Genomic DNA, 23,766 nt, shown 5'->3' on the forward strand with positions numbered 1-23,766 from the left:
TTCCTTTTTTAATTTATCCATTTTTTTAAATTTTCTATATCTTTATGAGAAGTCATATCAAGCATAACAGGTGTAATAGATACATAACCATCTTTTATCGCTTCAAAATCACAAGAGCTATCAGGACTTGCTCTCCAAATGAGAGGATGAAGTCCAATCCAATAATACTCTTCTCCTCTTGGATTTGTGTGTCTATGAGCATCATTTCCATACTCTCTATATCCAGCTTTTGTAATTTTTATTCCTTTACACTCATTAGCTTTTAGTGGTGGAATATTAACATTTAAAAACTTTCTTTCATCTAGTGGAAACTCTTTATTTGATATCTTTTTTACAAGATCTACAACAACACTGCAAGCTAATTCAAAACTTTCATCAGCAATTATGCTTCTAGACATATCTTTACAAACTTGAGATATAGCAATTGCTGGAACACCATGTATTACAGCCTCCATAGCAGCACTACAAGTTCCACTATAAGTAATATCTTCTCCCATATTTGAGCCAATATTTATACCACTTATTACTAAATCTGGTCTATAACCATTTTTAAATAGATTTCCCAAAGATAGATATATACAATCTGTTGGAGTTGCATCATCTATTTTATAAAACTCATCATCAAGACTAACTAATCTTAATGGTCTATCCAAAGTTAAAGAGTGACCACATGCTGATTTATTTTTTGCAGGTGCCACCACCATAATTTTTGCAATAGGCGATAAAGCTTTTATTAAAACTTTTAAACCAACTGCATCATATCCATCATCATTTGTTAGAAGAATTTTCAACATCTACTACATAAACTCCTTTTATTTTTATAATCTCTTTTTCTAAATTATCATTTACCTTTATGCCGCTCTCTAATTCAATATCTGCCAATTTTGATTTTACCAAAAGCTTTAGCTCTCTTTTTCCTTGATTATTTACTACCATATCAAATAGTTTGTGCATAATAGACTCATCATCACTAAGAGGAACTGCAATAGTTAAAGGTAAAACTGGCTGCTCTTTTTGTTTAATTTTAACCTTCTCTTTTTGTGCTTCATAAATTGTCTCTATTTTTAAAACATTCATTCTTGTAAATTGCTCTGTTTTTGAGATTCGAACCTTAAAAGCTATTGGTTCATTTAAATCAAAACTCTCTTTTAGCTCTTTTAATTTATCTTCAAATAGCATAAATTCAACTGTTCCATGAAAATCTAAAATTGATACAATTCCAAATTTACTACCTTTTTTTGAGATTTTTTCAACAATTTCCTCTATTTTTCCAACTATTAAAATCTGGCTACCATCTGCTAAATCATCAATTTGTGAAGATAAAGTATAGTTAATCTTATCAATTTTATCTTTGTACTCATCAAGAGGATGCCCTGAAACATAGAAACCTAAACTAGCTTTTTCAAGTTCCAATATCTCTTTTTGTGAATATTCAGGAAGTCTATCAAGCTCTATATCTATTGTTGTAAGTTCGCTACTATCACCAAATAGTGATCCAAAAGCCATCTTTTTTGCGCTTGATGCTTTATTTGTTGCATCTAAAATTTTCTCTATTTGACTTAAAATTGCATTTCTTGAGTAACCAAAACTATCAAAAACTCCAGCTTTTGCTAATGATTCAATTACTCTTTTATTTACCTTACTTGAGTCAATTCTTGAAATAAAATCTGCTAAATCTTTAAAATCACCCTCTTCTCTTGCTTTTAAAATAGAGTTAATTGCTACATCTCCAGCGCCTTTAATAGCACCCATTCCAAACATAACAACCTCTTTACCATCTATTTTAGTAGCTGAAAATACAAGATCTGATTTGTTTATATCAGGAGCAAATAGATCAAGATTTAATCTTTTTACCTCATCAACATATCTTACAACCTTATCTGTATTATCTTTTTCAAGTGTTAATAAAGCTGCCATAAACTCAGCTGGATAATAACACTTTAAATATGAAGTATAAAAAGTAACTAAAGCATAGGCTGCTGAGTGAGATTTATTAAATCCATATCCAGCAAACTTAACAATTAAATCAAAAAGCTCTTCTGCATAAGCTCTTGTAAATCCTTTTTCTTGGGCTCCATCAGCAAATTGACCTTTTAGCTTATCCATCTCCTCTTTAATTTTTTTACCCATTGCTCGTCTTACTAAATCGGCACCTCCAAGCGAAAAGCCTCCAACACTTTGAACAATTTGCATAACCTGCTCTTGATAAACAATTACTCCATAAGTGTTTTCAAGTATTGGTTTTAAAACCTCTTCAAGCTCATCATGGAAGTAATCAATTTTTGCCCTTCCATGTTTTCTTTCAATAAAATCATCAAGCATTCCAGACTCCATAGGTCCTGGTCTATAAAGTGCTAAAACGGCAACAATATCCTCAAAATTTGATGGTTTTAATCTTTTACATAAATCTTGCATACCATCGGATTCTATTTGAAATAGTCCTAGCGTATCTCCTGTTTGGATTAGATCATAAACACCTTTGTCATTTACATCTATAGTTTTAAAATCTATCGTTTTTTGATGTCTTTGTTCTATTAATTTTATAGCCTCATCAATTACAGTTAAAGTTTTAAGTCCAAGAAAGTCAAATTTAATTAAATCAACATCTTCAATATATTTTCCATTGTATTGAGTGGCTATTGTATCAAGTCCACTTGGTTTAAATAGTGGTGTTTTATTCCAAAGTGGCTCATTTGAGATAACAACTCCAGCAGCATGAGTTCCTGCATTTCTATTTAATCCTTCAAGAGCTAGGGCATACTCCCAAACCCTTGCAGCTTGAGGATCTGCTTCGCATAGCTCTTTTATTTTTGGCTCTTTCTCCCAAGATGACGATAAATTTATTCCTAACTCATCAGGAATTAGTTTTGCCATAGCATCAGCTTTTGCGTAAGGCATATCTAAAACTCTTGCAACATCTCTAATCACCCCTTTTGCTAAAAGCTTACCAAAAGTGATAATTTGTGCAACATTGGCCCTTCCATATTGTTGAACTACATAATCAATAATTTCACCACGACGGCTTTGACAAAAATCCATATCAATATCGGGCATTGAAACCCTCTCTGGATTTAAGAATCTCTCAAAAAGTAGCCCATAAGGAATTGGGTCAATATCTGTAATTTTTAAACTATATGCAACTAAACTTCCAGCAGCCGATCCTCTACCAGGTCCTACTGGAATTTTCATATCTTTTGCAACTTTCACAAAATCCCAAACAATTAACATATATCCAGGAAACTTCATATTATTTATAATATTTATCTCTGTTTCTAATCTAGCCCTATATTCTTCGTGTTTTTCAAAAGGTACAAGTTTTAATCTATCTTCAAGTCCAACTCTACACTCATAAGCAAACAAAACCTTATCATTTTCTAGTGAATACTCATTTTGTGGTTCTGGTATCTCTATATTTAGATTTTTTAATTTATCTCTTGTAAATTTAAAGTTTGGAGGAGTTGGATTTCCTAGTTTTATTGTAAGATTACATTTATTAGCAATCTCTTGAGTTGCTTCAATGGCTTCAGGAATATCAGCATAGAGCTTATAAATTTGCTCTGGAGATTTTAAATAAAACTCATGAACACTATGTCTTAATCTATTTGGATCATCATAAAGTTTATTCATAGCAATACACATAAATGCTTCGTGGGCATCAGCATCTTTTTGCTCTAAATAGTGAGTGTCATTTGTTGCAACTACTTTTATTCCAGTCTCAGCAGAGATTCTTAAAATTTGATCATCAACAAAAAGTTGATCACTAATTCCATGTCTCATAATCTCTAAATAAAAATCATCTCCAAATATCTCTTTATATTCAAGTGCTACTTTTTTTGCCTCTTCATAACCCTTTGAACCATTTTTTACATTTCTATCATTTTGAGTATTCAGATGCCAGTTAACCTCTCCTTGAAGACAAGCAGCACTACAAACAAGACCTTTGCTATGCTCTTTTAAAAGCTGTTTATTTATTCTTGGATAGTAATAAAAACCTTCCATATATGCTTTTGAACTAAGATACATAAGATTTTTGTATCCCTCTTCATCTTTTGCATAAAGGCATAAGTGAAATCTTTGTCTATTTGTCTTATCACTCAAATCTTCACTATTGTGAATATAAGCCTCCATTCCAATTATTGGCTTTATTCCCTCAGCTCTCATGGCATTGTAAAAATCTATTGTTCCAAACATATTTCCATGGTCAGTCATAGCAACGCTTGTCATTCCAAGCTCTTTAATCTTTTTAGCTAGTGGTTTTATTTTGTTTGCACCATCAAGTAGTGAATACTCTGTATGCAGATGTAAATGTGTAAATTGTGGTATTTTTGACATATTTTATAAATCTTCTATTTTATTTTTAAGCAAAGATTTTATCTAAAATTTGTTGTTGAAGTAATTAAAGTTTTGTAAGCCTTTAAATGGCTTACAAAATTATGCTAAAAGTCCTGTTTTAACTTGCAAATAAATATCATCGCCTTTTAAAGTTTTTACAATCTCTAAAGCAAAATCAATAGCAGTTGCTGGTCCTCTTGAAGTTATTACATTATTATCAGTAACCACATTTTTATCATCATGATAACCATCATCTTTTATCTTTTTTTCAAAACTAGGATAGCAAGTATAGTTTTGGTTTAAAACTCCAGCTTTGTGAAGTGCATATGGTGCTGCACAAATAGCTCCTATTTTTTTATTTTTTTCTTCAAACTCTTTTAAAAGTCTTTGAACATCTTTATCTTCAGCCAAAGTAAAAGCATTTGGAAGACCACCTGGAAGAACTATCATATCAAAATCACTTGAATCTACTTCAGTTATTTTTTTATCCATCTCTATTTTAATATTGTGAGCACCAACTAAATTTTTACCTTCAACTCCAGCAGTTACAACTTCAATTCCCGCACGACGGCAAATATCAATTATGCTAACAGCTTCTACCTCTTCAAAACCATTTGAAATTGCTACTAAAATTTTTGACATAAAAACTCCTTTTTTTAATTTTCTAAAATATTATATATAAAATTGTTTATAGTAGCTTATATAAAGTTGTTGTAAGTATATTTTAAATAAAATCTTAAGAATTTATAAAGAGGATAGCATATGTCTAAAAAGTTTTTAAGATTTTCAATTCTTTTGGCAGTTATTTCTGTATTCGCAGGGTGTAGCCATAAAAATCAAGATACTAAATCTGAGTATGATAGAGTTAGATCTATGAGTGATGGTATGAATATTGCAAACTTTAAACAAAACAAAGTTGTAATGCAAAACACTCTTGAAGCAACTATAGCTTCTTTGGCTACTCAGATGGTAACTAATAGAAAAGTTGATACAAACAAATCAATTATTGTAACTTCTTTTGTACAACTTGATAAGTTTAAACAAACTTCAGAGTTTGGAAGAGTTATAGGGGAGAGTATGATTGATGAGCTTTCAAATAAAGGCTTTAGCGTTACAGAGTTTAGGGGACAATTAGCAGTATCTGTAAACGATAAGGGTGAATATTTTCTATCAAGAGAGAGAAAAAGCTTAAAAAGTGAAATTCCTAGCAACTATGTTGTTGTTGGAACATACTCAAGACAGTTAGGAAAAATAATTCTAAATTCAAGAATTATTGATAATATTACAGGAAAAGTAATATCAAGTGCAAGAGCTACATATAATCACAACTACGCAAATGATTGTGTAATATTTGGTGATTGTCCACCTTTAAGAACAATTAAAATAGTTGATGAGAATAGATAAGATGCCTCAACTATTTTTAAAAAAGCTAGGGCTAATTTTGGCTCTAGCTTTTTTTTCTTTTTTTCTTGTATCTTGTTCATACAAAAACCCAATTACAAAAGCTACAAATTTTCACTTAATGATTACAAATATGGTTGATAAACCATCTTTAAATTTAAATAGACATATCTATTTAGATGATGTTGTTTTAGTGTCAGATTTTGTAAATGTTGATAATTTAAAAAATCGTTCAGAACTTGGTTTTTTGCTATCAAATATGTTAAAAGATACACTAGCTTCAAAAAATATTATTACTAGAGAAGTTGAACTTACAAAAGAGTTTGAGTTTGGTAAAAGTGGCTTAAATGTTTTAACAAGAGAGCATAAAAAGATATTATCAGATGAAGTTGGTTCAAGATATGCACTTGTTGGTTCTTACTCAATTACAAGTAAAACTTTAAATATTTTTATAAAATTAATAGAGCTTAGAAGTGGAAATATTGTAGGTAGTGCATTTGAGAGAACACAAATTGATGATGAAATTTTAAATCTTGAGGGATTTCTTAATCCAGAAAATCAAAAAGAGCTTGATAAAGAGAAGTTCTTAAGAGAGAATACTAGAAGACCTTTGGTTTTATAGTATCTCTTGAATTAGAAATTGAGGCTTAACAACTCCTCTAAACTCATTTTTTGATATTGACAAAATCAAATCTAAACTCTCTTTTAAATCTATACTCTTTTCGTTAAATTTAATTCCTTCAAATAAATATCCATCACTATTTAATAGTAATTTTAAATGATTTTTATCTCTTCCAATTAGTTCATATTTAATTAAACTTGCATTTGAAACTTTAAAAACTGGTCTTTCATTATCTAATCCATAAGGTTCAAAACTCTCAATAATATCTAAAAACTCTAAATCAACACTTTGAACATCTAATTCACCCAAAGTTTGAAGCTCATCGTGAAGATTATCTTCAAGGTTATCTAAACTCTTATTTATAATATCTTTGAACTCTTCAAGTTTTAAAACATCCAAAGATAATCCAGCTGCATTTTTATGACCACCAAAACCATTTAAAATATCTTTTGCATTTGAGATTAAATCATAAAGATTTATTGAAGAGTTTGCTCTAGCACTACCTTTTGCAAGATTATCTTTTATTGAAAATATAAAAGCTGGTTTTTTATATTTATTTGACAGTTTTGAAGCAACAATTCCTATTACTCCTTCATGCCAATTTTCACCCCAAACAATAATAGCTCTATCTTCATTTTTAATTTGACTTTGTGCTTTTAAAGTAATCTCTTCTTGTAGTGCTTTTCTATAATTATTTAGCTCATCCAATAAAGCTAAACTCTCATAAGCACTATTTTGTGATTTTGATAATAAAAACTCTAAAGCAATCGATGCATCATCCATTCTTCCAGCACTATTTATCTTTGGTGCTATCATAAATCCAACATCATCAGATGCTAAAATATCCTTTGATAAAGTTTGATTTAATAGTTTAAAAGCCTCTCTTGAAGAGAGTTTCATCTTCTTTAAACCCTGTTTTACCATAGTATAATTAAGAGTTGTCATTGGCATAATATCTGCAATTATTGCTAAAGATAGAAGATCCAAAAAACTTGACATATCAATATTTAAATTCATCTGCTTTTTTATTGCAGCACAAAAATACCAAGCGACTTGAGCTCCACAAATCTCTTTAAACTCAAAATTACAATCTTTTTGTTTTGGATTAATAATTGCAAGAGCAATTGGTAGTTTATCTCCAACAGTATGATGATCTGTTATGATTAAATCAATATTTTTATCTCTTAAAATTATAGAGGCTTCATAAGCACTTATTCCATTATCAACTGTAATTACTAAACCACTATCAATCATATGTGCAATTTTAGGAGATAAACCATATCCATGCTCAAATCTATTTGGAATTATATAATCAACTTTTACATCAATAAAATCAAAAAACTCTAGCATAATTGTAGTTGAGACAACTCCATCAACATCATAGTCACCAACTATAGTTATTTTTTCCTTGTTTTCTATAGCCTCTTTAACTCGTTTTGATGCAATATCTATATCTTTAAAATTGTTTGGAGATGGTATTGATGCAAGCTTTGAATATGGATTATTCAAATGTCTTGCATTTAAGATTTCAAAAAGCTTCTGCTTTGTAATTTTCGACATTATTTTGGTTTATTCGCCTGTTTTACAAACTCTAAAATAATTGGATTTGGTGTCTCTAAGTGAGATGTAAACTCTGGATGGAACTGTACTCCAACAAACCAAGGATGATCTTTTAGTTCAACCACTTCAATAAGTCCATTTGACTCTCCACTTACAATCATTCCAGCTTTTTCTAAAGCCTCTTTATATTTTGGATTTGCTTCATATCTATGTCTATGTCTTTCAAAATATTGCTCTTTGTCTCCATAGGCTTTTTGTAGCTTCGAACCTTTTAATGGAGTAAATGGATACTCACCTAATCTCATAGTTCCACCCATTGGTGATTTGCTAGTTCTTAGTTGTTTATGCCCACTTTGATCTATAAACTCATCAATTAAATATATCATTGGATTTGTTGTATTTTCATCAAATTCAATAGAGTTTGCATCTTCAAACCCTAAAACATTTCTTCCAAATTCAACAATTGCTAGTTGCATTCCAAGACAAATTCCCAAAAACACAATATTATTCTCTCTTGCATATTGAATAGCTTTTAATTTACCTTCAACACCTCTTGCTCCAAATCCACCAGCAACTAAAATTGCATCAACATTTCCAATAACTTCATAAACACCTAAATCCTCAATTCTTTCACTATCACACCAATGAATATTGATTTTTGTATTTAAGTGAGCTCCTGCGTGAATTAGTGACTCAACCAAAGATTTATATGACTCTTTTAAATCAAGATATTTACCAACTAAAGCAATATTAACCTCATCTTGAGGAACTAAAATATTTTTAACTAAAGTATCCCATTTTTCCATATTTGGTTTTATTTTAATATTAAAATGCTCTTGAAGAGGGTTTAAAATCCCATCTTTTATAAAATGTAGTGGCATTTGATAAATAGATTGAGCATCTCCAGCTTCAATAACTGCATTTCTATCAATATCACACGAAAGAGCTAATTTATCTTTTAATGCTTTTGGTAACTCTCTTTCTGTTCTACAAACTAACATATGAGGAGTAATTCCAATTCTTCTTAGCTCTTGAACTGAGTGTTGAGTTGGTTTTGTTTTAAGCTCACCAGCTGCTTTAATATAAGGAACTAAACTAACATGTATATTCATTGTATTTGATTTTGGAAGTTCATGTCTTATTGATCTAATAGCCTCTAAAAATGGAAGACTCTCTATATCACCAACTGTTCCACCAATTTCAATAATTAAAAACTCATTTCCTTCAGCAGCATCAAAAATTCTACTTTTTATCTCATCAACAACATGAGGAATAACTTGGATAGTTTTACCTAAATATCCACCTTCTCTCTCTCTTTTAATTACACTTTGATAAACCTGACCTGTTGTAAAACTATTCTTTTTTGTTAAAGTTCTATCAATAAATCTCTCATAATTTCCTAAATCAAGGTCAGTTTCAGCTCCATCAGCAGTAACAAAAACTTCTCCATGCTCTAATGGGCTCATAGTTCCAGGATCCACATTTAAGTACGGGTCAATTTTTAACATACTTACCTTAAAACCAGACTGTTTTAAAATTGCAGCAATGGATGCAGAAGTTATTCCTTTTCCTAAAGAACTTAAAACACCACCCGTTACAAAAATGAATTTTGTCATAAAAATACTCCGTTAAATTTAATAAGTTTGAAAAATATATAAGCTGTGATTTTACCTAAACATTGATAAGAAGTTATTTAAAATAGAGGATAGCAAGATTAACTTGCTATCTTTCTATTTAAGTTTATCTGATCTTGGGAAGAAGAAAGTTGCTTTTCTAAATACTACAACTTTTTCAGGATTCTCTTGCGCATAAGCTTTAATTGTTATGCTTATAGGAGTATCTTTTGTTTTATCATCTACTAAAAGTTTATCTGTTTCAAGAATAACAACTTTTTTAGCCATTTTTTTAGGACTTAAAGTAAATGGAGTAAATCTTTTAATCTCTATACCAGGATTATCAACTATCTCTATGTTATATGTAAGAGGAACAGATTCTGTATTTTGAAATAGAAGAGTATAGTTATTTGCTACTATATTATCCTCTTTAATTTTATAAAGTTCAGTATCTTTATTTACATTTAAAAGCATATACTCTTTCTCTCTACTCATAGCAAATAGTAGAACTAAAACTAAAGTTAAAGCTACCATATACATAATTGTTGTTTTTCTAAACACTTTTGTTGGTTTATTTTCAACAATAGTATTTGTGCTTGACCATTGAACTAAAGATGGTTTTCCAAGTTTTCCCATAACAGTAGTACATGCATCAACACACTCTAAACAGTTTATACACTCAAGCTGTAAACCTTTTCTAATATCAATATGAGTTGGACAAACAGTTACACAAGCTTCACAAGCTGTACACTCGCTATTTGGATCTTTAAAATCTTTTATATTAAATATTGTTTTCTCTTTTTTATCATTATAAATAGCTCCACCTCTTTGATTTGAGTATATTGCATGAAGAGTATTATTATCATATAAAACAGATTGAACTCTTGAGTATGGACAGATATATACACAAAAATCCTCTTTTAAAATGATTACATCATAGATTAAAAATCCTGCAATTGCCAAAACAAACCCAATTAAAAACATATGCTCTAATGGATTTTGAATATAAGCAAAAAAGTCTTGTGGAGGAACAAAATACCACATAAAGTTTGAAGCAGCAACTAAAGCTAAAATAGACCATAAAACTACACCAACAGCTTTTTTAACTCTGTTTGAATTTTTACTTAAATCAATATCTTTTTGTTTATTTTTTATTCTTCTAAGTTTTAAAAGTGTTGATTCAATTAAATCTCTATAAATTACCCTAAAAATTGTTTGAGGACATGCCCACCCACACCAAGCTCTTCCTCCAATTGCAGTAACTGCAAAAATTCCTATAAATAACAACATTAATAAAAACGGCATTAAATATAACTCTTGCATATCAAAAGCTGTTCCTAAAAGATGAAGCTGTTTTTTATCAAAAGATAGTAGAAAGATTTGATTTCCATTTATTTGAATAAATGGCAAAGATAAAGATACAACAGAAGCTATAATATAAGCAATATATCTTTTTTTTCTATAAGGCATCTGTTTTAAATTTTCATTTTTTTCACTCATTTTTGCAACCTTTTTTTCGTGAAGTATTAAAGTTTAATATAAAACAAACTTATAATATTTTTAAATTTTAAATAAGATTTTATTATAAATTTGGTCTATAAAAACTTTATAGAAAATTTTATCATTTATAGAATAAAAATAAGATTTATATTTAAATTTGCGCCAACACTCTTTCAACTTCTTCTTGTAAATGTTTTAAATCTTTTGAGTTATCTATTACAAAATTGGCTTTTCTTTTTTTATCTTCTATATCCATTTGATTTGATATTTTTAAAATAGCCTCTTTTTCATCTATATTATCTCTTTTTTGCAATCTTTGAATTTGTATATCTTTTGGAGTATAAACAACAAGCACTTTAGAAATTGGGTAATTCATCTTTTCAAAAAATAGTGGAATATCTACAAAATATGCTTTATTTTGCTCTTCACAAATTTTTGCCTCTTTTAAAATCTCCTCTTTGATTAAAGGATGAAGCAAAGCTTCTAGTTTTAACTTATTTTCTTCATTTGAAAATATTATTTTTCCAAGCTCTTTTCTTAAAACTTTTTTATTTTCAACATATTTGCTACCAAACATATTTTCAATCTCTTGATAATTTTCATCCAAAAGTCTATGAGCAATTTTGTCTGCATCTATAATAAAAAAACCATGTAGTTTTAAAAGATTACAAACTGTACTTTTGCCTGTTGCTATTCCTCCTGTTAATGCAATAGCATTTTTAAAATTGCTCATTTTTGATACTCCTTAAGATTTAATGATTTTTGGTTATAATACCAAAAAAAATTTTAAGAGCAATAAAGCGAAGGATAGATTATGGCAATGGTAAGTTACAAAGATGCAGGAGTTGATATTGATGCAGGAAATCAGTTTGTAGAGAATATCAAACCTTATGTAAAATCTACAATGATTCCTGGAGTTCTTGGAGGAATTGGCTCTTTTGCTGGTGCTTTTGAACTTCCAAGTGGTTACAAAAAACCTGTTATTTTAGCTGGAACAGATGGTGTTGGAACAAAATTAAAACTTGCAATTGATGCAAAAAAATTTGATACAGTAGGTATTGATTTGGTTGCTATGTGTACAAATGATTTGCTTTGTAATTTTGGAGAGCCACTATTTTTCCTTGATTATTATGCAACTGCAAAACTTGAAGTTGATGAAGCAACTCAAGTTGTAAAAGGAATTGCTGAAGGTTGTATTAGAAGTGAGTGTGCATTAATTGGTGGAGAGACAGCTGAAATGCCTGGAATGTACAAAGAGGGTGATTTCGATTTAGCTGGTTTTTGTGTTGGAATTGCTGAAAAAGATGAGCTTGATCGTGTTTCAAAAGTAAAAGCTGGAGATGTTTTAATTGCACTTCCTAGTTCTGGAGTTCACTCAAATGGATTTTCATTGGTTCGAAAACTTCTTTTAGAAAAATTAGGAATGAGCCTAGAAGATGATTTTTTAGGAAAAAAATTAAAAGATGTATTACTTGAGCCAACAAGAATTTATGTAAAAGAGTTCAAAGCAAATAAAGATAAGATAAATGCTTTAGCACATATTACAGGTGGTGGAATAACTGAAAATTTACCTAGAGTTTTACCAGAAAATTTAACAGCAGTTGTAGATAGAAGTAAAATCAAAGTATTACCAATATTTGAGTTTATGGGTAAACATGTAGAGCAGCAAGAGATGTATAGAACATTTAATATGGGTGTTGGAATGATACTTGTAGTAAATCCTTCAAATGTAGATGCTATTTTAGCTGCAACTGATGGTTATGTAATTGGTGAGTTAAAAGAGGGAAAAAGAGAAGTAGAGTTTATATAAAAAACTCTTTTTTCATATTAAAAGCTAGATTTTTTATCTAGCTTTTTTTATCTTTATATATTTCAAAATCTCAACAACTTTAGAGGCATATCCCCACTCATTATCATACCAAAGCAGCAGTTTTATCATATTATTTTTAACATCCAAAAATCTATGGTCAACTATTGTTGTAAACTTCTCTTTTTTAAAATCACTTGAAACGAGTGCTTCAAAATTGTTTAAAACAATTGGAAATTTTTGATTTTTTTCAAACTCTAAAAAAAGATTTGATATTTCATCTTTGCTTGAAATCTCTTTTGTAAAAAGTGTTACATTTATAGCTCCTACTGTATCTGTTGGAACTCTAAGTGAGTTTGAGCTTATCAAATTTGAATTAAATTTTTCTAAAACATAAGAGCAAGCTTTTATTGTAGTTGTTTGACTTGGAATTATATTTTGAGTTGAGCTTCTTCCAAATTCAAAATTTAAATCAACATCTCTTGTTGCACTTTGAACAAAACTTCCATCTAAAACTCTTTGATGATTTAAAAGCGGATGAATGGTTACAATATCCCCACAAAGAATCTCTTTTTTATCATCTATTAGCTTTAAAGCAGGCAACAGTGCTGTTGCATTACATGAGCTTGTAGATATTATTTTATGATTTTTAATATCAAATTTTTCTTCATTTACACCCAAAACTAAATTTATATCTGCTAGTTTTTCAGGGTGAGTTAAAATTATTTTATCTACTTTCAAAGATTTCAACTCACTTATATCTACTTTTTGACCACTTGAATCAATCAAAATATCAATATTGCTTAAATCTAATTTAGATATATCTTTAAAATTTGTAATCTTAATCTTTGATTTTTTATTTTGTATAAAATTGTTTTCTATAACTTTAAATTTATCATCAAGTTTTCCATAAGTTGAATCATAGTTTATAGAGTAAACTATATTTTCAACTGATGGATTTATCTCATTTATTGAAATAATCTCAAACTCTTCATCATCTAAAAGTTGTTTTAAAACAGCTTTTCCGATTCTTCCAATACCATTTATTAAAATTTTGCTCTTCATATCTATCTTTTATTTTTTACAAAGTATAGTTAAATATATATTATTTTTTCATTTCTATAAATAAAATATGTGATTTTTCTAAAGCTTTTATCTCTATTTTTGACTCATTTGTAACTTCACAAGCATCACCAAAATCAAGTTCTATATTATTTAAAGTAGATTTTCCCTCTACTTGTACAAAATATATTTGTCTATTTTGCTCTATTCTATACTCCAAAGTTTTGTTAATATCAAGTTCACTTACATAAATATTTATATCTTGATAGATTTTTATAGAACTATTTCCCTCTTGAGAAGAGACTATATTTAATAACTTATTATCTCTATCTTCAAATTTATATCTATGCGAACCATAAAGTCTTGGAAGTCCTTTTTGTGGTGGAAAAATCCAAATTTGAAGAAGTCTTAAATTTATAGTTCCTTCATTTTTTTCACTATGATATATTCCATCTCCAGCACTTAAATATTGAACTTCTCCTCTTTTTAAAGTTTCGCTATTTCCCATTGAGTCTTTGTGAGTAATCTCTCCATCAACAATATATGAAATAATCTCCATATTCTCATGAGGATGCATCTCAAAACCAGTTTTAGGTTTTACAATATCATCATTTAAAACTCTTAAAACTCCAAAATGTACATTTTTTGGATTTCTATACTCTGCAAAACTAAAGTGAAAACGACTCTCTAGCCAACCAAGATCTGATTTTCCCATGTTCTCTTTTGGTAATTTTTTTAACATTTTATACCTCTTTCATCAAAAATAAAACTTCTTATTGAGATAATTTAAAATTTGCTTAAATATTTATTTAATCAAATCTCCTTCAATATCAATTATCAACTTAACTTCATCTCCAACAGCAACAGCTCCAGCTTCTAAAACTTTATTCCAAGTAATTCCAAAATCACTTCTTTTTATAAGACCTTTTAGTGAAAATCCAGATTTTGTACCAAAAGCTCCACCATTTTCAAGTTCCAATTCAATATTTTTTGTAACACCTTTTATTGTTATATCTCCAAAAACTCTATCTTTTTCAACTTTTGTTGTCTTAAAAGTAATCTTTGGATATTTTTTTGAATCAAAAAAATCATCACCTTTTAGATGACCATCTCTTTTTGAATTTGCAGTATCAATTGATGCAACTTTTAATTCACCCTTTAGTGAAACTAAACTATTACTCTTCTCATCATAAACAAATGTTCCAGAAAAATCGTTGAATTTTCCAACAACATTTGAAACCATCATATGTTTTATACTAAATCCTGCATTTGAGTGAGAAGAGTCCACGATATAATCACCTGCAAACAAAGATGAACATAAGAGAACTGACAACAATCCTAATTTTAAATTTTTCATAACTAATCCTTTTTATTTGTTTTATATAACTTATCTAATAAATCGTATAGAGTATTTAATTCCTCATCACTTAATATTTTCATAAAATCATCAAGATTTTCAGAGTGCTTTGGAAAAACCTCTTCTATTGACTCTTTACCTTTTTTTGTAATTGACAATATTGAAGCTCTTGCATCTTTTTCATCTCTTTTTGATTCTATAAATCCATCTCTTTTTAGGTTTCTTACAACAACTGTTGTATTTCCTGGTGTACTTGATGTAAGTTTTGTAATTGAACCAATATTTAAATCACCTAAATGGTACAAAACTTCCAATACTTTAAATTGATTAAATGTTAGATTGTATTTGCTTAAATGGTTTTCCGTAATATTATTTATTCTATTAAAAACCCTATCTAATCTAACAACAGTTTTCATTGATTTTTGAACTCTTGCACTGTATGGTTTTATATTTGACACTTTAAACCTTTAAATAAATAATTGACTATAAAAAATAGCTTGGCAAAATTATATTACTAATTAGTAATAATGTCAAGCTCTTTTTTTTGTTTTCTCTTTTAACCAAAAAATAATCTAATTTTGACTATAATTTACAGCTTTAATTGAATTTTATATTTTATAAGGATAAAGAATATGTTATTAACTCCAGGTCCAACTCCCGTACCAGAATTTGCAAGAAAAGCTATGAGTGATATTACAATTCATCATAGAACAAAAGAGTTTGAAGAAATTTTTGAAAAAACTAGAAATCTTCTATTAGAAATTTACAATATGAGTGAAGTTTTAATGTTGGCATCAAGTGGAACAGGTGCTATGGAGGCTTGTATTACAAACCTAACTAGAAAAAAAGCATTAACAATCAACTCTGGAAAATTTGGAGAGAGATTTGGAAAAATATGTAAAGCTTTCAATATTGATTATTGTGAGTTGAAAAATGAGTGGAATACTCCTGTAAGCGTTGATGATGTTGTAAATGCTATTAAAAATGATTCAAGTATTGATGCAATATTTATTCAAGTTTGTGAGAGTGCTGGAGGATTGAGACATCCTGTTGAAAAAATAGCAAAAGAAGTTAAAAAAATAAATCCAGAAATCATGGTTGTAGCTGATGGAATTACAGCTTTAGGTGTTGAAAAAATAGATGTAACAAATATTGATGCACTTATTACGGGAAGCCAAAAAGCATTTATGCTTCCTCCTGGTCTTGCAATGATTGGATTATCAAATAAAGCAGTTGCAAAAATTGAAGAAAAACCAGCTGGTTACTACTTTAATTTGGCAACAGAGTTAAAAAATCAAAGAAAAAATACAACTGCTTGGACAGCTGCTACAACTTTGATTATTGGATTACAAGCAATTTTAGAGAAATTCAAAGAGATAGGTTTTGAAAATCTTTATAAACAAACAGCTTTAAGAGCAAAAGCGACTCAAGAAGCTTTAAAAGCAATAGGATTTGAAATTTATCCAAAAAATCCTGCAAATGCTATGACTACAGTTTATACAGAACAATCAAATGAGATTAGAAAACTTTTAAAAACAAAATACAATGTTGATATTGCAGGTGGACAAGATCACTTGAGTGGAAAAATATTTAGAATTAATCACATGGGATTAGTTGAAGATTTTGAAGCATCGTGGGCTGTAAATGCTATTGAGTTAGTTATGGATGAGTTAAAAATTAGAGCATTTGATGGAACTGCAAACAGAGTTTTTGCGCAGACATTTTATAAAGGAAATTAATCAATTATGATTTTTGAACACGAAATTCCAAAAGGTAGTAGACTTTATTTTGGTAAAACAGCAAAAGCAAAAAGAGTTTTAGAAAATAGAGTTTGTGATATTTTGGAAGAGAATGGTTTTGAAGAGATTCTAACACCAAATTTTTCATATTCACAGCATCAATCAATAACAGATGAAAAAAAACTAATCAAATTTTCAGACGAAGAGAATGAACAAGTCTCTTTAAGAGCTGACTCTACTTTGGATGTTGTAAGAATTATTACAAAAAGATTAGGAAGAACTACAAAACAAAAAAAATGGTTCTATATCCAACCTGTTTTTTCATATCCTAGTTGTGAGGATTATCAAATAGGTTGTGAGTGGATAGAACATGATAATATAGGTGATATTCTAAATTTAACAGCTAATATTTTAAAAGCTTTAAATATAGAGCCAATTTTACAAATATCAAATATAAAAATTCCACGAATTTTAGCAAAAGAGTTAAATATTGATATTGAACTTCTTAAAAATGGTGATATCTCTAAACTATTAGAGCTAAAAATCTCTTGGCTTGATAAACTTTTAAGAGTTCAGGATATAAAAAGTTTAGAAGAGGTTATAAAATTAGTTCCAGATATTTTAAAAGATGAGTTACAAAAACTTTTAAAAAAATCTTTAGAGGTAGATTACTCAAACATAATAATAGCTCCATTATATTATGGAAGCTTAAAATATTATAATGATATTTATTACAGAGTAATAGAGAAAAATTTTGTTTTATGTAGAGGTGGAATGTATGAAGCTGATGGAATTAGCTCATTAGGTTTTGCACTATACACAGATAATTTATTAAAAATGATAGAAGGATAGTTATGAAGGCAGATGTTATTGTTGGAATTCAATGGGGAGATGAAGGAAAGGGTAAAATTGTTGATATGCTTGCACAAAAGTATGATATGGTTTGTAGAAGCCAAGGTGGACACAATGCAGGACATACAATTTGGGTTGATGGGGTTAGATATGCGCTTCAACTTATTCCTTCAGGAATTTTAAATAAAAAAGCTATAAATATTATTGGAAATGGAGTTGTTGTATCTCCACTTAACATTTTAAAAGAGATGAGCCAATTTGATAACTTAGAAGGAAGATTATATATCTCTGATAAAGCTCATTTAAATTTACCTTTTCATGCTTTAATTGATCAAGCAAAAGAGAGACTAAAAGGCGATAAAGCTATTGGAACAACTGGAAAAGGAATTGGACCAACTTATGCTGAAAAAGTAAGTAGAAATGGATTTAGAGCAGGGGATTTATTAAATCCAGCAAAACTTTGTGATGATATTTTAGATTATTTTGAACAAAATAGAGCTATTTTTGATGTTTTAGAGATTAAAACTCCAGAGAAAAAAGAGCTTTTAAATGAGCTTGAAACTTATAGCTCTAGTTTAGCACCATATATAACAAACACTACAAATATGGTTTGGAAAGCTCTTGAAGATAATAAAAGAGTTTTACTTGAAGGTGCTCAAGGAACACTTTTAGATATTGACCATGGAACTTATCCATATGTAACATCTTCAAGTACTGTTAGTGCAGGAGCTTGTACAGGACTTGGTTTAAATCCAAAAGATATAGGTGAAATTACAGGAATTGTAAAAGCATACTGTACAAGAGTTGGAAATGGACCATTTCCTAGTGAAGATTTCACAGATTATGGAAAAACTATGGGTGAAGTTGGAAAAGAGTTTGGAACGGTAACTGGTAGAAAAAGAAGATGTGGTTGGTTTGATGCTGTTGCTGTTAGATATGCAAGTAGATTAAATGGTTGTGATAAATTAGCTTTAATGAAGCTAGATGTTTTAGATGGCTTTGATAAAATAAAAGTTTGTGTAGCTTATATGTACAATGGTGAAAGAATTGATTATATGCCTTCAAATATGGATAGCGTTGAAGCTATTTATGAAGAGATTGATGGTTGGGATAGTGTTGTTGGAATTAGAAAATATGAAGATTTACCAATAAATGCAAAAAAATATATAGAAAAAATTGAAGAGATAACAAATGTGAAAGTTGGAATTATTTCAACTTCACCAGAACGAGACGATACTATTTTAAGGGGCTAATAATGAGATTAAGATTACATCATACAGCGTATGTTGCCAAAAGAATTACAAGAGATTTAGTATCTTGTGAATTTGTAGAAGTAAGAAAAAATAAAGCTAGTATTGAAGAGCAAATTGAGAGAATTTTAGATGAAGATATAGAAAAAGAGATGGCTTTAAATGAGAGAGTTGAAGAGATTTTAGATGCTCAAGAGGAAGAGATTGAGTATTTAAATGCTGATAGACGACAACTTTTTTGGATGACTAAAAAAAGGCTTGCAAATGATTTTGGTGTAATTTTAGATAACGAAGATAGATTTTCTGATATTGCTCACAAAATTATTGATTTTTTATGGGAGGAGGATTATATTCATTTTACATGTTCAGACAACCAAGTTAAAAATGTGATATTTGGTTCGATGGATGACTTTATAAAAGGGTTTGAAAGAGCGGATAGTGAGGTTTTAAGTAAACTTAAAAACTACAAAAGAAAATTGATTCCTGGAACAGATGAGTATGATTTGGTATATCATAGACTCTATGAAGAGGAGCTAATTAAAAGAGGATTAATCTAATGCAAAAAATTTATATATATTTAGAAAATGGTGTTTTTTTAGAAGCAAAATCATTTGGTGCAGATAAAACTGCTATTGGTAAGCTGGTTTACAATAATACAACTTTTGGACACCAAGAGTTAATAACAGACCCATCTAATGCTGGATTATTTATCAATTTTACATCTGCTGAAGTAGGAAACTCTGGAACAAACAGTGCGGATATGGAGAGCTTAAAAGCTCATTGTGTTGGTGTAATTGCAAGAAATTACCATGATGAATACTCAAATTATAGAGCCAATAGAAGCTTAAAAGAGTTTTTAGTTGAGCAAGATGTAATTGGAATTTGTGATATTGATACAAGATTCTTAACTCATACTGTAAGAGATGAAGGTAGTTTAATGATGATTGCATCTACAAAAATATCTTCAAAAGATGAGTTAGCAAAACTTTTAAGCCAAGCTAAAAAATATGATGAGATTAATTTTATAAAAGATAGTTCAACAAAAGAGTCATATGTTCACAAATCTGGTGCTTGGAATGATGAACTTCAAGATTATAACAAAGCTAGTATGAGTGATAAAAAAGTTGTTGTTATTGATTTTGGAGTTAAAAAATCACTCTTAAATGAGCTAGTTGAAGCAGAGCTTGAAGTTGAAGTAGTACCTTATAATACAAACCCTGATGAGATAATCAAAAAATATCAAGATAAACAAATTGGTGGAGTTGTTTTAAGTGGTGGTGCTGGAAATCCAAATATATATCAAGATGAGATTAAAAATATTGAAAAACTAATAAATGCAAATATTCCAATTTTTGCTGTTGGATTAGGACACTATTTACTTGCTCTTGCAAGTGGTGTAAAACTTGAAAAAATAAAATCTATTAAATCTGGAAGCCACCCTATAAAAGGTGTAAAGAATGTTGAAATATACGCAATTAACACTGAGTACTCTATAAAAGATTTTGAAAATATTGCAGAAGCTATCTATTTAAAACTTTTTAATAATAGTGCTGTAGCTTTAAAATATAAAAACAGAGATATTTTAAGTAGTGAATTTACTCCAATTTCAAACTCTTTAATATACAAAGAGTTTGCAAAACTTGTAAAATAGTAAGAGCTATTGAGCTAAGAGTAAAATCTTTGCTCAATATAGTTTTTATATAAAATTATCTTTTAAAATAAACATTTACATAAAACTCATCTTTTTTATCAGTAGATTCAACTGTATAAGTTATAGGCAATGTACTAGTATCATTCTCACCAGTCATTATAAAATTTGCAGCGCACTCATATCTATCAATATTTTTATCATATTTAGTAGTTCTTATTGTATTTACTTCAAATTTTAAAAGTGGAATTAAATAACTCATTCCTTGAGAAGTTAACTCATCTTTTGCAATATCAATAACCAAATTTTTAGTAAGCTCATCTGAACACTTTGGTGTACCACCACTACAAGCAACAAAAACAAAAGCTGTTGCTACTAAAACTAAAGAACCAAATTTTAACATCTTCTCAAACCTTCCTTTTTAATAACTATCTTGTTTTACAACAATAAGAGCAATTTTAACCAAATATTTTAGATTTTATATCTTAAATTTATAAAATAAACATATTAATCAGTTGCCAAGTTCCTGCTGTACAAATACCTGCAAAAACTCCAGCAACAATATCATCTCCCATAACTCCTAAACCACCCTTTACATCTCTATCAATTCTTCCAATAATAGATGGTTTCCATATATCAAATATTCTAAAATATATAAATGCAAGTGGTGCTAAAATATATGCATTTTCACTATTTATTCCACAAATAGATAGTGCTAACCACATACCAGCTAACTCATCAATAACAATCTCACTGCTATCATGAACTCCTGACTCTTTTTCATATTTATTTATCTCTTTAATTGCAACAATAGTTACAAGTATTGATAATAAAAACAGAGTTGAAACATGCAAAAACTCAAGCAATATTAAACCTAATAAAAGTGAAACAAATGTTCCAACTGTTCCAGGTGCTTTTGGACTTAAACCACTATAGCCAACTGTTAAAAAAAATCTTCTCATACTCATTATTTTTTCTTCTCTATCTCTAATTTTTTTCTCTTCTCCCAAAGAGATTTTCTTGAAATTCCCAATCTTTTAGATAACTCTGTATCTGGATATTTATTTTGATAAGTGCTTACTATCATCTTTACATAATCATTTATAGACATAATCATATTTGAGTCACTTGCTTTATTTTCATTATTAAAAACTATTTTTTTATTATTATATTCATCACAACTCTCTAAAGAGCAGATTAAAACATTTTTATCTGAGATTTGTTTATTTAGCTGATCTTTTAAACCTTTTTTTAATAGATGATAATCTGTAATATATAAAATTGTTCTATTATCTAAATTTGCCAATTTTCTTTGCCAAGAGTTTGATAAAAAACTATCAAAAGTTAAACTCATATTTACTTTTTTTGCAATCTCAAAAGCAACCTTATCTGCATATCTTTGATAGTTTGTCTCTATCATTAGAGGAAAAGATAGGGGTAAAATAAGCTCACTTGTATCAATATCACTTGTTGAAAATTCAAAATACTCTTTTAAAATTGCAAGCTCTTTTCTTGTTGCTCTACACTCTTTGTAGTGATAAATTTTTCGTACTAACTCATCCATTAAAAATGGTTTCATAATATAATCTTTTGCACCATCTTTTATTAAATCGGTTACCGTTTCATCTGAAATATATGAAACCAAAAGTAAGATTATTGCATTTTTAGAGTATTTTTTAATTATTGCTTTGCAAACACTACTTGGAAGAGTTGTTGATAACAAAACAGTATCATACTCTTTTGTAAGATTATCAACATTAACACTCTCTACATAATCACAATTGTGACCATCATCAAGAAGTCTTAATACAATTTTTTGTGCTAAATAACTCTCATTCTCTACTATTAATATATTCATCTTTTGTCCCATTCATAATATTTTACATTTGCTACACATTGAACTACAACACCCTCTTTTCTTCCTATACTTCCTATTTTTTCAGAAGTTGTTGCTTTTACATTTATAAACTGCTTTGGAAGATTTAAAAGCTTACTTAGGCTATTTTTTATCTCTATTTTATGTGGATTTATTTTTGGTTGCTCTGCAATTATTGTTATATCTACATTTACAATCTCATATCCAACATTTTTTACAAATCTTACAATATATTCTAAAAGTTTTTTTGAATCAATATTTTTATATCTCTCATCTGTATCTGGAAAAAACTCTCCAATATCTCCAGCACCAATAGCTCCTAGTAAAGCATCAATTAAAGAGTGAATTAAAACATCACCATCGCTGTGAGCTTTAAAACCATAACTATATGGAAGCTCTACTCCACCTAAAAACATTGGTTTATTATCTTCAAAACTATGCAAATCAAAACCAAAGCCTGTAAAGAAGTTTTTTGATGGAGATTTTAGACAAGGAATTTCATCTAAATCATCTAAAAATGTTAGTTTTTTTGCTTTAACACAACCTTTTACATAAGAGATTTCATAACCACTATTTTTAATAGCACTACTTTCATCTGTAAACTCAATATCTGTATCTAAAGCTTTTTTTAAAACATCTGTAAGTGATAGTTGTGGAGTTTGTATTAGCTTTACCTCATCTCTATTTATTGTATTTTTTTCATAAATAACAGTATCACTAACACCTAAAACAGGAACTACGCAAGTTGCTTTATCTTTTAGAGCTAATATCCTATCTATCATATCTTTAGATATACAAGCTCTTGCAACATCGCTTATCATAACATATTTTGTATCTACAAAATTCAAAGCATTTTTAATAGAGTTTTGTCTTGTCTCTCCACCTTTAACATATACAAAATCATCATTAAAATTTTGCATATATCTTAATTCATCTTCATGTGAGACAACAATAGTTTTTTTAAAATTTGAGTATGAGTTTAGTCTTGAAGTAACATTTAACCATAAAGGCTCATTTTCAACTCTTAGCCACTGTTTCTTGCATACATTTTCAAATCTAGTAGAATTTCCTGCACACAACACCACTAATGTAACATCTTCCAATTATCTGTTCCTTTGAATTTGAGTAAAAAAGTTACAGATTCTAG

23 protein-coding genes are annotated in these 23,766 nt (G+C 29.0%); 8 read left to right on the forward strand and 15 right to left on the reverse strand.

Translation table 11 applies throughout. The features are described from left to right. Positions 1-8 precede the first annotated feature (8 nt). The 3 genes from surE to CRU94_RS02890 form a co-directional block, all read right to left on the reverse strand. Positions 9-794 carry a 5'/3'-nucleotidase SurE gene (gene surE / locus CRU94_RS02880; RefSeq protein WP_129105308.1) on the reverse strand — a complete coding sequence of 262 codons (786 nt, stop codon included), beginning with the start codon at positions 792-794 and terminating at the stop codon, positions 9-11. Further along, positions 769-4,332 (reverse strand): DNA polymerase III subunit alpha, encoded by a 3,564-nt coding sequence (gene dnaE / locus CRU94_RS02885; RefSeq protein WP_129105309.1) that lies wholly within the window; start codon positions 4,330-4,332, stop codon positions 769-771. The genes surE and dnaE overlap by 26 nt, the downstream gene beginning before the upstream one ends. A 99-nt stretch (positions 4,333-4,431) precedes the next feature. Continuing rightward, positions 4,432-4,974, reverse strand: a complete 543-nt coding sequence (locus tag CRU94_RS02890; RefSeq protein ID WP_129105310.1) for a DJ-1 family glyoxalase III — start codon at positions 4,972-4,974, stop codon at positions 4,432-4,434. Positions 4,975-5,094: 120 nt separating this feature from the next. Between CRU94_RS02890 and CRU94_RS02895 the strand changes: the two genes are divergently transcribed. After that, the gene (locus CRU94_RS02895; RefSeq protein ID WP_129105311.1) at positions 5,095-5,736 is read left to right on the forward strand and encodes a FlgO family outer membrane protein; all 642 of its coding nucleotides are present in this window, start codon (positions 5,095-5,097) and stop codon (positions 5,734-5,736) included. 37 nt (positions 5,737-5,773) lie between these two features. Continuing rightward, entirely contained in the window at positions 5,774-6,355 is a 582-nt protein-coding gene (locus CRU94_RS02900; protein ID WP_258237368.1) for a FlgO family outer membrane protein, read from the forward strand. Here the strand turns inward: CRU94_RS02900 and recJ are convergent. The 4 genes from recJ to coaE form a co-directional block, all read right to left on the reverse strand. After that, complete coding sequence (gene recJ, locus CRU94_RS02905; protein WP_129105312.1) at positions 6,350-7,915, reverse strand: single-stranded-DNA-specific exonuclease RecJ; 1,566 nt, start codon at positions 7,913-7,915, stop codon at positions 6,350-6,352. The genes CRU94_RS02900 and recJ overlap by 6 nt on opposite strands. Beyond that, a complete protein-coding gene (locus CRU94_RS02910; RefSeq protein ID WP_129105313.1) occupies positions 7,915-9,531 on the reverse strand; it encodes a CTP synthase in 1,617 nt (538 codons plus the stop codon). The genes recJ and CRU94_RS02910 overlap by 1 nt, the downstream gene beginning before the upstream one ends. Positions 9,532-9,645: 114 nt before the next feature. Continuing rightward, a complete protein-coding gene (gene ccoG, locus CRU94_RS02915; RefSeq protein ID WP_129105314.1) occupies positions 9,646-11,028 on the reverse strand; it encodes a cytochrome c oxidase accessory protein CcoG in 1,383 nt (460 codons plus the stop codon). Positions 11,029-11,179: 151 nt separating this feature from the next. Continuing rightward, positions 11,180-11,761, reverse strand: coding sequence for a dephospho-CoA kinase (gene coaE / locus CRU94_RS02920; RefSeq protein ID WP_129105315.1), 582 nt, complete (start codon positions 11,759-11,761; stop codon positions 11,180-11,182). A gap of 81 nt (positions 11,762-11,842) precedes the next feature. Between coaE and purM the strand changes: the two genes are divergently transcribed. Beyond that, a complete protein-coding gene (gene purM, locus CRU94_RS02925) occupies positions 11,843-12,838 on the forward strand; it encodes a phosphoribosylformylglycinamidine cyclo-ligase (RefSeq protein WP_129105316.1) in 996 nt (331 codons plus the stop codon). A 33-nt stretch (positions 12,839-12,871) separates the two neighbouring features. On the opposite strand, the gene CRU94_RS02930 is transcribed toward purM, so the two are convergent. The 4 genes from CRU94_RS02930 to CRU94_RS02945 all read right to left on the reverse strand — a co-directional run bounded on the left by CRU94_RS02930 (position 12,872) and on the right by CRU94_RS02945 (position 15,712). Then, positions 12,872-13,900: a glyceraldehyde 3-phosphate dehydrogenase NAD-binding domain-containing protein gene (locus CRU94_RS02930; RefSeq protein ID WP_129105317.1), complete on the reverse strand. Its 1,029-nt coding sequence runs from the start codon at positions 13,898-13,900 to the stop codon at positions 12,872-12,874. 40 nt (positions 13,901-13,940) lie between these two features. Next, positions 13,941-14,639, reverse strand: coding sequence for a pirin family protein (locus CRU94_RS02935; RefSeq protein ID WP_129105318.1), 699 nt, complete (start codon positions 14,637-14,639; stop codon positions 13,941-13,943). Between the two features lie 63 nt (positions 14,640-14,702). Next, entirely contained in the window at positions 14,703-15,254 is a 552-nt protein-coding gene (locus tag CRU94_RS02940; protein WP_129105319.1) for a YceI family protein, read from the reverse strand. 2 nt (positions 15,255-15,256) lie between these two features. After that, on the reverse strand, positions 15,257-15,712 hold the full coding sequence (locus CRU94_RS02945) for a MarR family winged helix-turn-helix transcriptional regulator (RefSeq protein ID WP_258237369.1): 456 nt from the start codon (positions 15,710-15,712) through the stop codon (positions 15,257-15,259). 174 nt (positions 15,713-15,886) lie between these two features. Between CRU94_RS02945 and CRU94_RS02950 the strand changes: the two genes are divergently transcribed. The 5 genes from CRU94_RS02950 to CRU94_RS02970 are packed head-to-tail and all read left to right on the forward strand — an operon-like array spanning position 15,887 to position 20,746. Next, positions 15,887-16,993, forward strand: coding sequence for a pyridoxal-phosphate-dependent aminotransferase family protein (locus tag CRU94_RS02950; protein WP_129105320.1), 1,107 nt, complete (start codon positions 15,887-15,889; stop codon positions 16,991-16,993). Between the two features lie 6 nt (positions 16,994-16,999). Further along, entirely contained in the window at positions 17,000-17,845 is an 846-nt protein-coding gene (locus CRU94_RS02955) for an ATP phosphoribosyltransferase regulatory subunit (protein WP_129105321.1), read from the forward strand. Positions 17,846-17,847: 2 nt separating this feature from the next. Further along, positions 17,848-19,098 (forward strand): adenylosuccinate synthase, encoded by a 1,251-nt coding sequence (locus tag CRU94_RS02960; RefSeq protein ID WP_129105322.1) that lies wholly within the window; start codon positions 17,848-17,850, stop codon positions 19,096-19,098. A gap of 2 nt (positions 19,099-19,100) precedes the next feature. Next, positions 19,101-19,652: a DUF507 family protein gene (locus CRU94_RS02965; RefSeq protein WP_129105323.1), complete on the forward strand. Its 552-nt coding sequence runs from the start codon at positions 19,101-19,103 to the stop codon at positions 19,650-19,652. Next, complete coding sequence (locus CRU94_RS02970) at positions 19,652-20,746, forward strand: carbamoyl phosphate synthase small subunit (RefSeq protein WP_129105324.1); 1,095 nt, start codon at positions 19,652-19,654, stop codon at positions 20,744-20,746. Before CRU94_RS02965 ends, CRU94_RS02970 begins: the two co-directional genes overlap by 1 nt. A 55-nt stretch (positions 20,747-20,801) precedes the next feature. Here CRU94_RS02970 and CRU94_RS02975 read toward each other — a convergent pair whose 3' ends face one another. The 4 genes from CRU94_RS02975 to CRU94_RS02990 form a co-directional block, all read right to left on the reverse strand. Next, positions 20,802-21,146, reverse strand: a complete 345-nt coding sequence (locus CRU94_RS02975) for a hypothetical protein (RefSeq protein ID WP_129105325.1) — start codon at positions 21,144-21,146, stop codon at positions 20,802-20,804. An 88-nt stretch (positions 21,147-21,234) separates the two neighbouring features. Next, a complete protein-coding gene (locus tag CRU94_RS02980; protein WP_129105473.1) occupies positions 21,235-21,711 on the reverse strand; it encodes a phosphatidylglycerophosphatase A family protein in 477 nt (158 codons plus the stop codon). Then, positions 21,711-22,601, reverse strand: coding sequence for a response regulator transcription factor (locus CRU94_RS02985; RefSeq protein WP_129105326.1), 891 nt, complete (start codon positions 22,599-22,601; stop codon positions 21,711-21,713). The genes CRU94_RS02980 and CRU94_RS02985 overlap by 1 nt, the downstream gene beginning before the upstream one ends. Beyond that, positions 22,598-23,722 (reverse strand): bifunctional 2-C-methyl-D-erythritol 4-phosphate cytidylyltransferase/2-C-methyl-D-erythritol 2,4-cyclodiphosphate synthase, encoded by a 1,125-nt coding sequence (locus CRU94_RS02990; RefSeq protein ID WP_129105327.1) that lies wholly within the window; start codon positions 23,720-23,722, stop codon positions 22,598-22,600. Before CRU94_RS02990 ends, CRU94_RS02985 begins: the two co-directional genes overlap by 4 nt. Between the last annotated feature and the right edge of the window lie 44 nt (positions 23,723-23,766).

The sequence above is a fragment of the Arcobacter sp. AHV-9/2010 genome (assembly GCF_004116575.1).
Lineage (GTDB): Bacteria > Campylobacterota > Campylobacteria > Campylobacterales > Arcobacteraceae > Aliarcobacter > Aliarcobacter skirrowii.

Coding starts and splice junctions, on each gene's coding strand:
- surE (WP_129105308.1), bottom strand. CDS start 794: ATGTTGAAAATTCTTCTAACAAATGATGATGGATATGATGCAGTTGGT.
- dnaE (WP_129105309.1), bottom strand. CDS start 4,332: ATGTCAAAAATACCACAATTTACACATTTACATCTGCATACAGAGTAT.
- CRU94_RS02890 (WP_129105310.1), bottom strand. CDS start 4,974: ATGTCAAAAATTTTAGTAGCAATTTCAAATGGTTTTGAAGAGGTAGAA.
- CRU94_RS02895 (WP_129105311.1), top strand. CDS start 5,095: ATGTCTAAAAAGTTTTTAAGATTTTCAATTCTTTTGGCAGTTATTTCT.
- recJ (WP_129105312.1), bottom strand. CDS start 7,915: ATGTCGAAAATTACAAAGCAGAAGCTTTTTGAAATCTTAAATGCAAGA.
- CRU94_RS02910 (WP_129105313.1), bottom strand. CDS start 9,531: ATGACAAAATTCATTTTTGTAACGGGTGGTGTTTTAAGTTCTTTAGGA.
- ccoG (WP_129105314.1), bottom strand. CDS start 11,028: ATGAGTGAAAAAAATGAAAATTTAAAACAGATGCCTTATAGAAAAAAA.
- coaE (WP_129105315.1), bottom strand. CDS start 11,761: ATGAGCAATTTTAAAAATGCTATTGCATTAACAGGAGGAATAGCAACA.
- purM (WP_129105316.1), top strand. CDS start 11,843: ATGGCAATGGTAAGTTACAAAGATGCAGGAGTTGATATTGATGCAGGA.
- CRU94_RS02930 (WP_129105317.1), bottom strand. CDS start 13,900: ATGAAGAGCAAAATTTTAATAAATGGTATTGGAAGAATCGGAAAAGCT.
- CRU94_RS02935 (WP_129105318.1), bottom strand. CDS start 14,639: ATGTTAAAAAAATTACCAAAAGAGAACATGGGAAAATCAGATCTTGGT.
- CRU94_RS02940 (WP_129105319.1), bottom strand. CDS start 15,254: ATGAAAAATTTAAAATTAGGATTGTTGTCAGTTCTCTTATGTTCATCT.
- CRU94_RS02950 (WP_129105320.1), top strand. CDS start 15,887: ATGTTATTAACTCCAGGTCCAACTCCCGTACCAGAATTTGCAAGAAAA.
- CRU94_RS02955 (WP_129105321.1), top strand. CDS start 17,000: ATGATTTTTGAACACGAAATTCCAAAAGGTAGTAGACTTTATTTTGGT.
- CRU94_RS02960 (WP_129105322.1), top strand. CDS start 17,848: ATGAAGGCAGATGTTATTGTTGGAATTCAATGGGGAGATGAAGGAAAG.
- CRU94_RS02965 (WP_129105323.1), top strand. CDS start 19,101: ATGAGATTAAGATTACATCATACAGCGTATGTTGCCAAAAGAATTACA.
- CRU94_RS02970 (WP_129105324.1), top strand. CDS start 19,652: ATGCAAAAAATTTATATATATTTAGAAAATGGTGTTTTTTTAGAAGCA.
- CRU94_RS02975 (WP_129105325.1), bottom strand. CDS start 21,146: ATGTTAAAATTTGGTTCTTTAGTTTTAGTAGCAACAGCTTTTGTTTTT.
- CRU94_RS02980 (WP_129105473.1), bottom strand. CDS start 21,711: ATGAGTATGAGAAGATTTTTTTTAACAGTTGGCTATAGTGGTTTAAGT.
- CRU94_RS02985 (WP_129105326.1), bottom strand. CDS start 22,601: ATGAATATATTAATAGTAGAGAATGAGAGTTATTTAGCACAAAAAATT.